General features: G+C 75.6%; 9 protein-coding genes and 1 riboswitch. Of the genes, 6 read left to right on the top strand and 3 right to left on the bottom strand.

Annotated elements, in window-relative coordinates; genetic code table 11:
• Positions 1-246: 246 nt before the first annotated feature.
• Positions 247-366, top strand: a riboswitch (cobalamin riboswitch).
• Between the two features lie 55 nt (positions 367-421).
• On the top strand, positions 422-4,021 hold the full coding sequence (gene cobN / locus KIK08_RS21675; protein WP_214405048.1) for a cobaltochelatase subunit CobN: 3,600 nt from the start codon (positions 422-424) through the stop codon (positions 4,019-4,021).
• Positions 4,014-4,799 carry a precorrin-6A synthase (deacetylating) gene (cobF, locus tag KIK08_RS21670; protein ID WP_214405047.1) on the top strand — a complete coding sequence of 262 codons (786 nt, stop codon included), beginning with the start codon at positions 4,014-4,016 and terminating at the stop codon, positions 4,797-4,799. The genes cobN and cobF overlap by 8 nt, the downstream gene beginning before the upstream one ends.
• Here the strand turns inward: cobF and KIK08_RS21665 are convergent.
• Positions 4,786-5,826 (bottom strand): serine hydrolase domain-containing protein, encoded by a 1,041-nt coding sequence (locus tag KIK08_RS21665; RefSeq protein WP_214405046.1) that lies wholly within the window; start codon positions 5,824-5,826, stop codon positions 4,786-4,788. The genes cobF and KIK08_RS21665 overlap by 14 nt on opposite strands.
• Before the next feature lie 678 nt (positions 5,827-6,504).
• Here KIK08_RS21665 and KIK08_RS21660 point away from each other — a divergent pair.
• From KIK08_RS21660 to KIK08_RS21650, 3 genes are all read left to right on the top strand, one after another.
• The gene (locus KIK08_RS21660; protein WP_214405045.1) at positions 6,505-8,694 is read left to right on the top strand and encodes an acyl-CoA dehydrogenase family protein; all 2,190 of its coding nucleotides are present in this window, start codon (positions 6,505-6,507) and stop codon (positions 8,692-8,694) included.
• Between the two features lie 98 nt (positions 8,695-8,792).
• Positions 8,793-9,425 carry a TetR/AcrR family transcriptional regulator gene (locus KIK08_RS21655; RefSeq protein ID WP_214405044.1) on the top strand — a complete coding sequence of 211 codons (633 nt, stop codon included), beginning with the start codon at positions 8,793-8,795 and terminating at the stop codon, positions 9,423-9,425.
• A gap of 81 nt (positions 9,426-9,506) precedes the next feature.
• Positions 9,507-10,727 carry a M20 metallopeptidase family protein gene (locus KIK08_RS21650; protein WP_214405043.1) on the top strand — a complete coding sequence of 407 codons (1,221 nt, stop codon included), beginning with the start codon at positions 9,507-9,509 and terminating at the stop codon, positions 10,725-10,727.
• A 184-nt stretch (positions 10,728-10,911) separates the two neighbouring features.
• Here KIK08_RS21650 and KIK08_RS21645 read toward each other — a convergent pair whose 3' ends face one another.
• Positions 10,912-12,171 carry a TrpB-like pyridoxal phosphate-dependent enzyme gene (locus KIK08_RS21645; protein ID WP_214405042.1) on the bottom strand — a complete coding sequence of 420 codons (1,260 nt, stop codon included), beginning with the start codon at positions 12,169-12,171 and terminating at the stop codon, positions 10,912-10,914.
• Between the two features lie 58 nt (positions 12,172-12,229).
• Positions 12,230-14,224, bottom strand: coding sequence for a SpoIIE family protein phosphatase (locus KIK08_RS21640; protein WP_214405041.1), 1,995 nt, complete (start codon positions 14,222-14,224; stop codon positions 12,230-12,232).
• 134 nt (positions 14,225-14,358) lie between these two features.
• Between KIK08_RS21640 and KIK08_RS21635 the strand changes: the two genes are divergently transcribed.
• Positions 14,359-15,378 (top strand): zinc-binding dehydrogenase, encoded by a 1,020-nt coding sequence (locus KIK08_RS21635; protein WP_308257787.1) that lies wholly within the window; start codon positions 14,359-14,361, stop codon positions 15,376-15,378.
• Positions 15,379-15,797 lie beyond the last annotated feature (419 nt).

Here is a 15,797-nt window from a genome sequence, read left to right as displayed (position 1 = left end):
CCGCGCCGCCGGGCACCCGCACCCGGGCGAGCGCGCCGTCGGCGGCGTCGTGCAGGGCGAACACACCGGGGCAGGCGTCTGGGCGGACGGGCACGGCGCCACTGTAGGCACACCCGAGCGGGCGACGCGCTCCGACGAGCGGCCCGTCACAAGGCTTGACGGGGCGTCCGCGCGGCACGGACAGTGGCCCGGAACGAACGCCGCACGAACGCCGCACCACCACAACCGAATACGGCGAGCGGGACCCAGGAAGCCGGTGCGAGTCCGGCGCGGTCCCGCCACTGTCACCGGGGAGCAGACCCCGCCGACGGCCACGGGGAGACCCGGAAGGCCGGGGCGCGCGCTGATCCGGGAGCCAGGACACTGACCCGCCCGCCGCGCACCCTCCAGCCCCGACGAGGATCGGGAGGAAGGCACCTCCATGGGCCCCCACGTGCCGGGCACCGCCCCGGGCACCCCCGTCGTCGTCCTGCTGTCCACCTCGGACACGGACCTGCTCTCCGCGCGCTCCTCGCAGGCCGCCTACCGGCTCGCCAACCCCGCCCGCACCCCCGCCGAGGACCTCCCCGCGCTGCTCGACGGGGCCGACGTCGTGGTCGTGCGGATCCTGGGCGGCAGCCGGATGTGGTCCGAGGGGCTGGCCGCGGCCCGCGCCTCCGGGCTGCCCGTGGTCGCGCTCGGCGGGGAGCACGCGCCCGACGCGGAGATGATGGAGCAGTCCACGGTGCCCGCGGGGGTGGCCGCGGAAGCGCACACCTACCTCGCCCAGGGCGGCCCGGCAAACCTGGCCCAGCTGCACGCGTTCCTGTCCGACACGCTGCTGCTGACCGGGCAGGGCTTCGAGCCGCCGGTGCAGCTGCCGGCCTGGGGGATCCTGGAGCGCGACGCCCGTCCGGTCGACGGTCCCGTCGTGGCGGTCCTCTACTACCGCGCCCAGCAGCTCGCCGGGAACACCGCCTACGTCGAGGCGCTGTGCTCCGCGCTGGAGGACGCCGGCGCCCGGCCGCTGCCGGTGTACTGCGCGTCCCTGCGCCAGGCCGAGCCCGCGCTGCTGCGCACGCTGGCCGGGGCCGACGCCATGGTCGTCACGGTGCTGGCCGCCGGGGGCACCAAGCCCGCCGGGGCGTCGGCCGGCGGCGAGGACGAGGCCTGGGACGTCGCCGAGCTGGCCGCGCTGGACGTGCCGATCCTGCAGGGGCTGTGCCTGACCAGCAGCCGGGCCTCCTGGGCCGAGAGCGACGACGGGCTCTCGCCGCTCGACGTGGCCACCCAGGTCGCCGTCCCGGAGTTCGACGGGCGGCTGATCACGGTGCCGTTCTCGTTCAAGGAGTTCGACGCCGACGGGCTCACGGTCTACGTGCCCGACCCCGAGCGGGCCGCCCGCGTCGCCGGGATCGCCGTGCGCCACGCCCGGCTGCGCCACATCCCCAACGCCGACAAGCGCATCGTGCTGATGATGTCGGCCTACCCCACCAAGCACGCCCGCATCGGCAACGCGGTCGGCCTGGACACCCCGGCGAGCGCGATCGCGCTGCTGCGGGCGATGGGCGAGGCCGGCTACGACATCGGCGGGGACGGCGGGGGGCTGCCCGGCGTCGTCGCGGGCGACGGCGACGCGCTGATGCACGCGCTGATCGCCGCCGGCGGGCAGGACCCCGACTGGCTCACCGAGGAGCAGCTCTCCGGCAACCCGATCCGGATCTCCGCGCGGCGCTACCGCGGCTGGTTCGAGGGGCTGCCCGACGACCTGCGCGCCGGCGTCGAGGAGCACTGGGGCCCCGCGCCCGGCGAGCTCTACGTCGACGGGGACGACATCGTCGTGGCGGCGCTGTCGGCCGGGAACGTGCTGCTGATGGTGCAGCCGCCGCGCGGGTTCGGGGCCAACCCGGTGGCGATCTACCACGACCCCGACCTGCCGCCCTCGCACCACTACCTGGGCGCCTACCGCTACCTGGCCGCGCCGCGCGCGGAGGGCGGATTCGGCGCGGACGCGATCGTGCACCTGGGCAAGCACGGCAACCTGGAGTGGCTGCCGGGCAAGACGATGGGGATGAGCGCCTCCTGCGGCACCGACGCCGCGCTGGGTGACCTGCCGCTGGTCTACCCGTTCCTGGTCAACGACCCGGGCGAGGGCACACAGGCCAAGCGGCGCGCGCACGCCACCCTGGTCGACCACCTCATCCCGCCGATGGCCCGCGCCGAGACCTACGGCGACATCTCCCGGCTGGAGCAGCTGCTCGACGAGCACGCCAACATCTCCGCGCTCGACCCGGCCAAGCTGCCCGCGATCCGCCAGCAGATCTGGACCCTGATGAAGGCCGCCCAGATGGACCACGACCTCGGGCTGTCCGACCGCCCCGAGGAGGACGTCTTCGACGACATGCTCCTGCACGTCGACGGCTGGCTCTGCGAGATCAAGGACGTGCAGATCCGCGACGGCCTGCACGTGCTGGGCGCCGCCCCCGCCGGCGACGGGCGCGTCGAGCTGGTGCTGGCGATGCTGCGGGCCCGCCAGATGTGGGGCGGGGAGATCAGCCTGCCCGGCCTGCGCGAGGCGCTGGGGCTGGGGGAGGACGAGGCCAAGGCCCGCGTCGACGACGTGGAGGCCCGCGCGCACGCGCTGGTCGCGGACATGGAGGCGGCCGGGTGGGACCCGGCCGCGGCGCCCGGGGTCGTCGCCGCCCGCGAGCCCCACGCCGACCCGGCGGTCGTGCGGGTGCTGGAGTTCGCCGCGACCGAGGTCGTGCCCCGACTGGCCGGCACCGCCGACGAGCTGACCCGCGTGCTGCACGCCCTCGACGGCGGGTTCGTCCCCGCCGGGCCGTCCGGGTCGCCGCTGCGCGGCCTGATCAACGTGCTGCCGACCGGGCGCAACTTCTACTCGGTCGACCCGAAGGCGGTGCCCTCGCGGCTGGCCTGGGAGACCGGGCAGGCGATGGCGGAATCGCTGGTCGCGCGCTACGTCGAGGACCACGGCGAGCACCCGCGCAGCGTCGGGCTCTCGGTGTGGGGCACCAGCGCCATGCGCACGTCCGGAGACGACGTCGCCGAGGTGCTGGCGCTGCTGGGGGTGCGCCCGGTGTGGGACGAGGCCAGCCGCCGCGTCACCAGCCTGGAGGTGATCGACCTCGCCGAGCTGGGCCGCCCGCGCATCGACGTGACCGTGCGGATCTCGGGCTTCTTCCGCGACGCGTTCCCGCACGTGCTGGCCCTGCTCGACGACGCGGTGCGGCTCGTCGCCGGCCTCGACGAGCCGGCCGAGCAGAACTTCGTGCGCGCCCACGACGACGGCGAGCGCCCGGTGCGGATCTTCGGCTCCAAGCCGGGCACCTACGGCGCCGGGCTGCTGCAGCTCGTCGAGTCGCGCAACTGGCGCGACGACGCCGACCTCGCCGAGGTCTACAGCACCTGGGGCGGCTACGCCTACGGCCGCGACCTGGACGGCGTGCCCGCCCGCGGCAAGATGGAGTCCGCCTACCGGCGGATCGCGGTGGCGGCCAAGAACACCGACACCCGCGAGCACGACATCGCCGACTCCGACGACTACTACCAGTACCACGGCGGCATGGTCGCCACGGTCCGCGCGCTGACCGGCACCGCGCCCGCCGCCTACGTGGGCGACTCCACCCGTCCCGAGGCGGTGCGCACCCGCACCCTCCACGAGGAGACCGCCCGGGTGTTCCGCGCCCGCGTCGTCAACCCGCGGTGGATGGAGGCCATGCGCCGGCACGGCTACAAGGGCGCGTTCGAGATGGCCGCCACCGTCGACTACCTGTTCGGCTGGGACGCCACCACCGGTGTGATCGCCGACTGGCAGTACGAGAAGCTCACCGCCGAGTACGTGCTGGACCCGGTCAACCGCAAGTTCCTCGACGAGTCCAACCCCTGGGCGCTGCACGGGATGATCGAACGGCTGCTGGAGGCGGTGGACCGCGACCTGTGGGAGCACCCCGAGCAGGCCACCCTGGACGCCCTGCGCCAGATCTACCTGGAGACCGAGGGCGACCTGGAAGGTGAGTGAGCACGACACCGCGAGCCGCACCGTCCTGGTCATCGGGATCGGGGCGGGCGACCCCGAGCACCTGACGCTGCAGGCCGCGGCGGCGATCGGGCGCGCCGAGGTGTTCTTCGAGATCGACAAGGGGATCGCCGACCTGGCCGGTCTGCGCGCCACGCTGCTGGCCCGCCACGCCCGCCCGGACCACCGGGTGGTGACCGCGCCGGAGATCCCGCGCGAACGCGACCCCGCCGACTACCGCGCCGAGGTCGCCGACTGGCAGGCCGCCCGGGCCGGGGCCTACGCCGCGATGATCACCGCGGCGCTGCCGCCCGGCGCTGTCGGCGCGTTCCTGGTCTGGGGCGACCCCGCGCTCTACGACGGCACCCTGCGCCTGCTGCAGGGCGTCGCTTCGCGGACCGACCCTCCGCTGCACGTCGAGTCGATCCCCGGCATCAGCAGCGTGCAGGCGCTGGCCGCCGCGCACGGGCTGATCCTCAACCGGGTCGGCGAGCCCGTCCTGGTCACCACCGGCCGCCGGCTGGCCGAGCGCGGCATGCCCCGCGACGTGCCCGACGTCGTGGTCATGCTCGACGGGCGGACCGCCTTCGCCGACCTGCCCGACACCGACCTCGACATCTACTGGGGCGCCTACCTGGGCACCCCGCGCCAGGTGCTGGTCGCGGGCGACCTGCGCGCCGTCGCCGACGAGATCGTGGCGGTGCGCGCGGCGGCCCGCGCCGAGGCCGGTTGGATCATGGACACCTACCTGCTGCGCAGGCGGGGGATCAGCGAGGGCTGAGGGCCGGGACGATGACGGCGTCGACCATCCCCGCGTAGTCGTTCGGGGGAGCGCCCGGGCCGTTGGTGACGTCGGTGCGCACGACCACGACGAGGTCGAGGTCGGGCACGACCTCGATGAGCTGGCCGCCGAACCCGGCCGCGGCGAACGCCGGGTGGCCACCCGCGGTGCCCACCCACCACTGGTAGCCGTAGCCGGGCAGCTGCCTGCCGCCGGTGCCGACGTGCGCGCTGGTGGCCGCGGTGATCCACTCGGCGGACACGACGCGCTCGCCGTCCCACGTGCCGCCGGCCAGGTACAGCCGCCCGATGGCCAGCATCTCCTCGGCGGTCAGCGCCAGCCCGGTACCGCCCTTCTGCCGGCCCTGCGGGTCGGCGTCCCAGGTCGGGGCGGCGAACCCGAGCGGGCCGAACAGCACCTCGTGGGCGTAGTCCAGGGCCGAACGCCCGGTGGCCTCGGTCAGCACCGCGGACAGCAGGTGGGAGCCGGCCGTCGAGTAGGCGAAGCGGTCGCCGGGCGGGCCCTGCGGAGGGAGGGTGAGGGCGTGCGCGGCCCAGTCGTCGGCCGGGGTGGGACCGTGCGCGGCCAGCGCGTCGTCGGTGGCGATCCCGGCGGTCATGGTCAGGACCTGCCGCAACGTCGCCGAGCGCACCGCCTCCGGCATCGTCGGGGCCAGGTCCGGCAGCAGCTCGGCCAGCGTCTGCTCGACGCCGCCGATCTCCCCGCGGTCGATCGCGATCCCGATCAGCGTGGCCATCACGCTCTTGGTCACCGACCGGGCCGCGCCCCGGCTGCCCGGCGTGCCGCGCACGTAGCGGCGTTCGCCCCGGACGTCGACGATGACGGCCCGCACCCGGTCGTGGCGGCTGCTGCCGCCGTCGTCGAGGAAGGCGTCGATCCGCGCCGCCAGGCCCGGCGCGTCGTTCCGGGCCATCGGCCGCACCGCCGCCGACGCCGAGCAGCCCACCAGCACCACGAGCACGGACAGCAGCACGAGCAGGGAGCTGGACCGGCCGGTCCGTCGCATGGCACCTCCTCGTCGAGATCACCAGTCTCACGTCCGGACGGGCGCCGACACCAGAGCGCCGGCCGGAAGATCGGGCAGCGGGGACGCCGCCCTCCTCCTCCCTGCGGGGCGCCGGTTGGACGAGAGCCGCTCTCGTGCGACCAGGTTGGACGAAAGCCACTCTCGTTCCGTCGGGCCCGCGGAGCGGGGCGCGTGGGTGAGTGCCGCAGGCGCGAGCCCAGGGGAGCACGTGCCGCTGCGGTGTCCTCGCAGCCCCTGCGGTGTCCTCGCAGCTCCCGGGGTGTGATCGCAGCGCGCCAGCGCGCTGCGACATCCTCGCCGGCGCTGCGATATCCCCTACCAGCGCTGCGACGTCTCCTACCAGCGCTGCGAGGACACGCCAGCCTGCGCGGACACCCGCCCTTCATTGCGTCGGGCCGCACGAGCGCGGCTCTCGTCCGATCCCGCCGAGCGAGCGCGGCTCTGGTCCAACTCGGCGGCGTCCTTGGGGAGCGGGCGGGGTGGCACGAGCGCGGGTCTCGTCCGGCCTGGTTGAGCGAGAGCGGCTTCGTGCAACCCGGATAACGTCGCGACATGGGCTCACCGGCGGTCGGTGCTCGTCCGATCAGCGGGTCAAACTAGATTCTAGTTTCGATATTCTCGGGCGGCCGGGCGATGGGGCTTAGGGGGCGCGCGAGGATGTCGATCGCACTCACCGACGAGCAGCGCGCGCTGGCGGCGGCCGCCGCCGGCTTCGTGGAGCGGGCCGCGCCGACCGCACGTACCAGGGAATCCTTCGACGCGCTCGCGGCGGGGGAGCGACCGGGGCACTGGCCCGACCTGGTCGCGCAGGGCCTGCACGCCGTGCACCTCGGCGAGGACGTCGGGGGACAGGGCGGCGACCTCACCGACCTCGCGGTGGTGCTCGAACAGGCCGGCCGGCTGCTGCTGCCCGGGCCGTTCGTGCCGACCGTGCTCGCCGGCGCGGTCGCCGGCCTGGCCCCGGTCAGCGACCGGCGCACCGCGCTGCTCACCGACCTGGCCGCGGGCGCCACGGCGGCGCTGGTGCCGGCCGGGGCGGGGCTGCGGGCCGCTCGCGCCGACGACGGCTGGGTGCTGAGCGGGCGCACCGATCCGCTGGCCGGGCTGCTCGCCGCCGAGGTGCTCGTGGTGGGTGCCGCCGGCCCGCAGGGGCCGGTCTGGCTGCGGCTGGCCGCGGCGGCCGCGTCCCCCGTCCGGGAGCAGGGGGTCGACCTCACCCGCGACCTCGGCCGCCTGCAGCTCGACGGGCTCGCCGTGGGCGACGGGGCGGACCTGGGCGCGATCGACCCGGATGCCGCCGAGGCCACCGTGCTCGCCCTGCTCGCCGCCGAGGCCGCCGGGGTGATGCGCTGGTGCGTCGAGGCCGCGGTGGAGCACGTCGCGACCCGCGAGCAGTTCGGCCGCCCGGTCGGCTCGTTCCAGGCGGTCAAGCACAAGGCCGCGCGGCTGTTCGTCGCCACCGAACTCGCCGCCGCGGCCGCCTGGGACGCCGTGCGCAGCCTCGGGCAGGACCCCGACCAGCGGGGCATCGCCGTGGCCGCAGCGGCGGTGACCGCGATCGCCGGCGCCGCCGACGCCGCGCTGGAAGCCGTCACGCTGTTCGGCGGCATCGGCTACACCTGGGAGCACGACGCGCACCTGTACTGGCGGCGCGCGCTGGGCACCGCGGCGGCCACCGGCCCGGCCGACCGCTGGACGTCGGCCTGCGGCGAGGCCGGGCTGCGGGCGCGCCGCACGGCCGAGCTCGATCTGCCGGTGCGCATCGACCAGGACGACCCGACCTTCCGGGCGGGCGTCGCCGCGGCCCTCGACGAGGCGCTGGCGCAGCCCGAACCCGACCGGCGGCACGCGGCGCTCGTCGGGGCCGGGCTCGTGTCGGCGCACTGGCCGGCGCCGTGGGGGCGCGGCGCGAGCGCCGAGCAGCAGGTCGTGATCGTCCAGGAGTACGCCCGCCGCGGGCTGACCCCGCCGACGACGGTGATCGGCGAGTGGGCAGTGCCGACGATCCTGGCCCACGGCACCGACGCGCAGAAGCGGCGCTTCGCCGAACCCACGCTGCTCGGCGAGGTCGTGTGGTGCCAGCTGTTCTCCGAGCCCGGCGCGGGCTCGGACCTGGCCTCGCTGGCCACCCGCGCGGCGAAGGTCGACGGCGGCTGGCGGTTGACCGGCCAGAAGGTGTGGACCTCCGGCGCGCACGAGGCCGACTGGGGCATCTGCCTGGCCCGCAGCGACCCGCAGGCGCCCAAGCACAAGGGCCTGAGCTACTTCCTGGTCGACATGCGCTCGCCCGGCGTCGACGTCCGCCCGCTGCGCCAGGCCACCGGGGCCGCGCACTTCAGCGAGGTCTTCCTCGACGACGTGTTCGTGCCCGACGACCTGCTGGTCGGCGAGCCCGGCCAGGGGTGGCGGCTGGCCACCACCACGCTGGCCAACGAGCGGGTGACGATCAGCTCGTCGCTGGGCGCCGGGCGCACCGACGCCGTCCGCGACCTGCTGGCCAAGGCCCCGCCCGGGCCCGGCCGCGACGCCGGGGTCCGCGCCTTCGGACGGTTGCAGGCGCGGTCCACGGCGATCTCGGCGCTCACCCTGCGCGAGACGCTGCGCCGGATGACCGGCCAGCAGCCCGGCGTCGGCTCCAGCGTCGCCAAGGTCGCCTCCGCGGAGCTGTCGCGCGCCGCTGCCACGGCGATGGTCGCGCTGGGCGGCCCGGAGGCCGCGGCGCGCACCGGACCCGGCGACCCGGCCGACGTCGTGCTGTCCGTGCCGGCCCAGCTGCTCGGCGGCGGCACCGTCGAGATCCAGTTGAACGTCGTGGCGGAGCGCATCCTGCGGCTCCCGCGCGGCTGATGGGCCCGCCGCCGGCGGGCATGTGGGGCAAACGGCGGCGACCGCACGGGCACCGCGTCGACTACCGTTCGGCGCAACCGAGGTGGACGAGGAGCGGGATGGCGCGGCAGGCCGAGGGCTCCGGGGCGGGGCCGGTCGAGGAGATGCCGCAGTGGCAGCTCGCCCGCCGCGGGCGCATCGTCGAGGCCGCGGCCGCCGCGCTGGACGAGCAGGACTACGAGCAGATCCAGATCCGCGACATCGCGCAGTCCGCCGGCGTCGCGCTGGGCACCCTGTACCGCTACTTCACCTCCAAGGAGCACCTCTACGCCGAGGTGCTGGAGCGGTGGGCCACCGAGGGGCAGCCGCTGGGCACCCGCTACGCGGACCTGGACGACGTCGAGCGCATCCGGGCCCGGGTGCGCCGGGTGATCCGGGCGTTCGAGCACCAGCCGCGCTACTACAAGCTGCAGCTGCTGCTGCTCAACAGCTCCGACGCCAACGTGCGCGACCTGCTGGGCCGGTTCACCGAGTCGGCGACCTGCTGGCTCGTGCACGACCTGGCCGTGCTGGGCCCGACCGAGGCCGCCGACGTGGCCGACATGGTCTGGTCGATCATCTCCACGATGCTGACCGGAGCGGTGTACCGGGGCCGTCCGATGGCCGACGTCTACCGGGTCTGCGACGGCTTCGTGGACCTGCTGGTGCCCCGGCTGCGCGCGGCCCAGCGGGCGGCGGTCGACGGCCGGTAGGGCCGGACGACGCCGTGTACCCCCGCGAGCCGCGCGTCGGGTTCACCTCCCGGTCCCGCACCGCCCGTAGCGTGGACGCCCGTGGGGAGTGAGCCGTTCGCCGCGGCGCCCGAGCTGGTCGCCGACCTGGTCGCGCTGCGACGGCGGCTGCACGCGGCACCCGAGGTCGGGCTGGACCTGCCGGGCACGCAGCGGGCCGTGCTGGACGCCGTCGACGGGCTCGACCTGGAGGTCGGCACCGGTCGGGGGCTCAGCTCCGTCGTCGCGGTGCTGCGCGGCGGGCGGCCCGGCCCGGTGGTCCTGCTGCGCGCCGACATGGACGCGCTGCCGGTGCGCGAGGCGACCGGCCTGGACTACGCCTCCGCCACCGGCGCGATGCACGCGTGCGGCCACGACCTGCACGTCGCCGGCCTGGTCGGCGCGGCCCGGCTGCTGCACGCCCGCCGCGACGAGCTGCCCGGCTCGGTGGTGCTGGCGTTCCAGCCCGGCGAGGAGGGCCACGGCGGCGCGCGGCGGATGCTCGCGGAAGGGCTGCTGGCGGCGGCGGGCGAGCGGCCGGTCGCGGCCTACGCCGTGCACGTCGACTGCACGACCGACCGCGGGCGGTTCGCCACCCGGGCCGGCCCGGTCATGGCCGGCGCCAGCGGGATGACCCTGCGGGTCCGCGGGACCGGCGGGCACGCCGCCCGGCCGCAGGACGGCGTCGACCCGGTGCCGCCCGCGGCCGAGATCGTGCTGGCGGTGCAGACCTTCGTCGCGCGCCGGGTCCCCGCGGCCGACCCGGCCGTGGTCTCCGTGGTGCGGCTGGCCACCGCCCCGTCCGCCGGCAATGTCATCCCGGAGGACGTGGAGATCGGGCTGAACATCCGCACGCTGTCGCGGGAGACGCTGGCACTGGTCCGGGACGGGCTGCCGGTGCTGGCGTCGGGCATCGGGAACGCGCACGGCTGCCGGGTCGACGTCGAGTTCCGGGCCTCCTACCCGGTCACCCACAACGACGCCGGGGAGACCGCGCGGGTACTGGCGGCCCTCGACGAGCTGCACGGCCCGGGGGCGGTGCAGCGCCTCGCCGCGCCGTCGATGGCCTCGGAGGACTTCGCCTACGTGCTCGACGAGGTGCCGGGCACGATGGTCTTCCTCGGGGCCCGGCCGCCGGGTGACGCGCGGCGGGGCGCGCCGCCGGCGATGCACTCGTCGACGGCGCTGTTCGACGACTCGGTGCTGGGCGTGCAGGCGGCGGCGCTGGCCGAACTGGCGTGGCGACGGCTCGCGGGCCCCGGCGGGCATCCGGTAGACGGGTGACAGCGTCCTCGTGACGCGCCGGCCGGGCCGATCTGTGATTCGGCCAGGTCGCAGACCCGGAGGTGCCGTCGCAGCCCGCCGGCGGGCTGCGACCACCCAGCCAGCGCTGCGACGCCCAGCCAGCGCTGCGAGGACGCCACCCCGCCCGGCCTCGCCGGCCGCGGAGCGGCCTCGAAGCCCCTCCTCAGCCCTGCTCGTCGGGCAGCCGGTCGTTGAGGTAGTCGTCGTAGGCGGACAGGTCCAGGAAACCGTGCCCGCAGTAGTTGAACAGGATGACCTTCTCCTCGCCGGTCTCCTTCGCCGCGAGCGCCTCGTCGATCGCCGCGCGGATGGCGTGCCCGCACTCCGGCGCGGGGATCTTGCCCTCGGTCCGGGCGAACACGACCGAGGCCTCGAAGACCTTGCCCTGCGGGTAGGCGACCGCCTCCATGCGGCCGTCGCGGACGAGCGCGGAGATCAGTGGGGAGTCGCCGTGGTAGCGCAGGCCGCCGGCGTGGATCGAGGGCGGGACGAAGTCGTGCCCGAGCGAGTACATCGGCAGCAGCGGCGTCAGCCCCGCGGTGTCGCCGAAGTCGTAGCCGAAGGACCCCTGCGTCAGGGTCGGGCAGGACGACGGCTCGACCGCGAGCAGCCGCACGCCCGCGTCCGGGACGAACGGGAACGCGATGCCGCCCAGGTTCGACCCGCCGCCGCAGGGCGCGATGACGACGTCGGGCAGCCGCTCCCCGGCCAGCTCCAGCTGCTGCTTGGCCTCCAGCCCGATCACCGTCTGGTGCAGCAGCACGTGGTTGAGCACCGAGCCGAGCGCGTAGTGGGAGTCGGCGCGGCCGGCGCAGTCGCGCACCGCGTCGGATATTGCCGCGCCCAGCGACCCGGGGTGGGTCGGGTCGTCGACCGGGGACGCGACGACCTCACCGCCCCAGGTCTGGATGGCCACGCGCCGGTAGGGCTTCTGCTCGTAGGACGCGCGCACCATGTAGACCTTCAGGTCCAGGTCGAACTGCGCGCAGGCGAACGCCAGCGCCGTGCCCCACTGGCCGGCGCCGGTCTCGGTGGTCAGCCGGGTGATGCCCTCGGCGTGGTTGTAGAACGCCTGCGGGACCGCCGTGTTGGTCTTGTGGCTGCCCGGGGGCGAGACCGACTCGTCCTTGAAGTAGATCCGCGCCGGGGTGCCCAGCGCCTGCTCCAGGCGCACCGCGCGGACCAGCGGGGTGGGGCGCCACAGCCGCAGGATGTCCAGCACCTCGCCGGGCACGTCGATCCACGGCTCGGTGCTGACCTCCTGGCCGATGAGCTCCATCGGGAACAGCGGCGCCAGGTCGTCGGGCCCGACCGGCTCGCGGGTGCCGGGGTGCAGCGGCGGTTGCGGTGGTGAGGGCAGGTGGGGGACGACGTTGAACCACGCGCTGGGGATCTGGTCGGGTGCCATCGTCCACCGGGTCATGGGGGCAGGCTAGTGACGGCCCGTCCCGCCGCGAAGCCCCTCGACCAGGTGAGGGCACCTATCGGAACCGCGCCCCGGGCGTGACGAGGCGGTGCAGGCCGACCATCTCCAGCACGTGCATCACCGCCGAGCGCGGCGAGGCGCGCAGTTCCACCGGCTCGCCGCCGGGGGTCAGCTCGGCCAGCTCGAACAGCAGCTGGACCCCGGCGCTGGCCAGGCCGGTGACCGCTTCGAGGTCGATGGTGAGCGGGTGGGCGCCGCCCCGGCAGGCCGCGATCGCCTGGGCGCGCAGCTCCGCGACGGCCGTCGCGTCGATCCACCCGTCCAGCTCCAGGTGGGCGCGCTCGGAGCGCTCGTTGCGCACGATGCGCAGCCCGACCCGGGGATCGGCGCCCTCCGCACCGTCCTCGGCGCCGGCCGACGGGATCCCCGCGGTCAGCCGCAGCACGGTGGGTACGCCGACGGCGCGGTCCATCGACACGACGGTGCCCTCGGCGGTCCGCTCGATCTCGCAGAGGTCGGTCGTCTCCCGCATCATCGCCAGCCCGCGCCCGGAACCCGTGCGGGCCACCGCGTCGTGGGGCCGCCACCGGCCTCGGTCGGCGACGGTCACCGCGACCCGGCCGATCCGGTCGTGCTCGACGTCGACCTCCACCGGGCCCGGGCCGTCGGGGTAGGCGTGCTCGACGACGTTGGCCACCGCCTCGCCGACCGCGAGCTGGAGGTCGAGCGCGTCGGCCTCGTCGACGCCCACCTCCGACAGCCACCGGTGCAGGCGGTGGCGCACGGCGCGCTCCGAACCGAGGACGGCCTCCAGCTCCAGGTGCAGCGGCGGGGTGGGGTCGGTCAGGCGGAGCGTGAGCACCGAGACGTCGTCGTCGTAGCCGTCGCCGGCCATGCCCTCCAGCGCGGCCTGGCAGAGCAGGTCGACCGGATCCCCCTCGGCACTGCCCGGGTCGGCACTGCTGGCACCGGCGTGCGCGACGACCTCCCGCAGCATGTCCGCTCCCGCTCTCGGGGCGCGCCGCCGGCGCTCGACCAGCCCGTCGGTGTAGAGCATCACCAGATGCCCCGGCCGCAGCGGCACCGACGCGACCTCCGGGGGGTCGCCGGCGACCGCGAGCGGGCCGCCCCCGGGCAGCTCCAGGTAGGAGGCCCAGCCGCCGGGCGCGACCACCAGCGGCGGCGGGTGGCCGCAGCTGGCGTACTCCAGGGTGGCGGCCGCCGGGTCGACCACGGCCAGGCACACGGTGCTGCCGGCGGCGGCGGGCACCCGAGCGGCGAACCGGTCGAGCCGGGCGATGACCTCGGCGATGCCCCACCCGTCGAGCAGCAGCTGGGTCATCACCGCGCGCAGCTGGCCCATGACCCCGGCCGCGTCCGGGCCGTGCCCGACGACGTCGCCGACCATGACGGCCACCCGGTCGTCGGGCAGGGCCACGGCGTCGAACCAGTCGCCGCCTGCGGCGTTCTCGTCGCCGGCCACCAGGTAGTGCGCCGCCATGCGGACCCGGGGCAGCAGCGGCAGCCGGGCGGGCAGCATCGAGCGCTGCAGCGCCCACACCACCTCCCGCGCCGACCGGTAGCGCTCCGCCGAGCGGTCGGCCGCGGCCTCGGCCTCGCGGCGGGCCACGACGATCCCGGTGACGTCCACGGCGTGCGCGATGACCCCGCGCTCGGACCCGACCGTCGTCGGGTGCATGGAGAAGCTCAGGAACACCTCGTCGAGGTTCGCGGTGCCGCGGCGGTCGAACAGCATCCGCCGCTCCTGGGCCTGCACCGGCTCGCCGGTCGCGTAGACCCGGTCGAGCAGCTCGGCGATGCGCTGGTCGCCCAGCTCGTGGAAGGCCTCGGCGAAGGGCAGGCCCACCAGGTCGCGGCCCGGGCCGGTCAGCAGGAACACCGCCTTGTTGACCGCGCGGACCACGTGGTGCGGGCCGCTGAACACCGCCACCGCGGCGGCCAGCTCGTCGAACACCTGCACGACGAGGTCGGCGTCGACCGGTAACGGCCCCGGCGCGGCGCTGCTGGTCACCTCTGGCACTTCGGACACCGGTCTCGCACCCTCGTCGTTCGGCGGGCACTCCCGCGGATCCCCTGGGGGAGACTCGGCCGCCGAGTCCGCACCGTTACCGAGCGGCGATGGTCCGGTCACCGAACGCATCCGCCGCGATCACGGCGCCCGCCGTGGCAGGCTCGGTCGAGATCATGGTGCGGAGCGGAGCGGGTGGGTCGATGCGGCGGGTGGTGTGCACCGAGTTCGGTGATCCGGAGCGGCTGGTGGTGGTCGAGGAGCCGACGCCGCGGCCCGGACCGGGCGAACTGCTGGTGCGGGTCGGGGCGGCGGGGGTCAGCTTCGTCGACGGGCTGATCGTGCGGGGCGGCTACCAGGTGCGGCCGCCCCTGCCGTTCACCCCGGGCAGCGCGGTCGCCGGTACGGTCGTCGAGGCCGGCGAGGGTGCCACGGTCGCGGCGGGGACGGCGGTGCTCGCCCCGGTGCGCGGCTTCGGCGGCTTCGCCTCGCACGTCATCGCCCACGCCGGCGACGTCGTCGAACTGCCGGCGGGGGTCGACGTCGCCGTCGCGGCCGCCGCGGCCGAGAGCTACGCGACCCTGGTCTTCGCGGTCACCCGCCGGGTCACGATCGCGGCGGGGGAGTGGGTGGTGGTGCTCGGCGCGGGCGGCGGCATCGGGTTGGCCGCCGTCGACGTCGCGCGCAGCCTGGGTGCCCGGGTCGTCGGTGTCGCCTCGTCGGCGGAGAAGCGGGCCGCCGCCGAGGCGGCCGGGGCCGAGGTGACGATCGACTACACCGGCCTCAAGGACGGCATCCGGGTCGCCACCGGCGGCGGCGCCGACGTCGTGGTCGACCCGGTCGGCGGTCCGGCGGCCGAGTCCGCGCTGCGGGCGCTCCGGGCAGGCGGCCGGTTCTGCGTGCTCGGCTTCGCCTCCGGGGAGATCCCGCGACTGCCGGCCAACATCGTGCTGCTGCGCAACCGGTCGGTCGTCGGCGTGGACTGGGGCGACTGGGCCCGCGAGGTCGCCGGGCCGGAGGGCAACGCGGCGCTGCTCGCCGACGTCGTCGGACGAATCGGGCGCGGTGAGCTGCGGCCGCCGGTGCCCGAGTCGGCCCCGCTGGTGGAGGCCGGGAAGGTGCTGCGCCGGATCGCCGAGCGCCGCGTCACCGGCAAGGTCGTCCTCATCCCCTGACCCCGCCCCCGTGGGTTCGGGCTCGCGTACCGGCGGGGTTGGACGAGAGCCGCTCTCGTCCAACCAGGTTGGACGAAGGCCACTCTCGCGCCACGCCGCCCGCTCCCCGGGGACGCCGCCGAGTTGGACGAGAGTCACTCTCGTGCGGCCAGGTTGGACGAGAGCCACTCTCGTGCCGGTGCGCGCCCGCTGAGCGAGCGCGTGGTGAGCGCCGTAGGCGTGAGCCGGGGGCGTGTAGCGCGCCCATACCACCTACGAGGAGGGCCCTGCTTGATCTGAGGTCGCTCGCCGCGGAGGCGCCGCCGGAGGCACCTGGCCCACCCGCCCGGACCCCACTGTTCGCCCGGACATGGCGGGGCCGAAGGCGCCGTTACGCCGGCTGGTCACCTCGCCCAGTGACGCTTCGGTTTACTGCGCCT

This window comes from Pseudonocardia lacus, assembly GCF_018531445.1.
Taxonomy (GTDB): domain Bacteria; phylum Actinomycetota; class Actinomycetes; order Mycobacteriales; family Pseudonocardiaceae; genus Pseudonocardia; species Pseudonocardia lacus.
This window is presented reverse-complemented; position numbering and strand designations above follow the sequence as displayed.

Bases quoted from the DNA above. Each gene is read 5' to 3' on its own strand.
- cobN (WP_214405048.1), top strand. From the start codon at position 422: ATGGGCCCCCACGTGCCGGGCACCGCCCCGGGCACCCCCGTCGTCGTC.
- KIK08_RS21665 (WP_214405046.1), bottom strand. From the start codon at position 5,826: ATGCGACGGACCGGCCGGTCCAGCTCCCTGCTCGTGCTGCTGTCCGTG.
- KIK08_RS21660 (WP_214405045.1), top strand. From the start codon at position 6,505: ATGTCGATCGCACTCACCGACGAGCAGCGCGCGCTGGCGGCGGCCGCC.
- KIK08_RS21655 (WP_214405044.1), top strand. From the start codon at position 8,793: ATGGCGCGGCAGGCCGAGGGCTCCGGGGCGGGGCCGGTCGAGGAGATG.
- KIK08_RS21645 (WP_214405042.1), bottom strand. From the start codon at position 12,171: ATGACCCGGTGGACGATGGCACCCGACCAGATCCCCAGCGCGTGGTTC.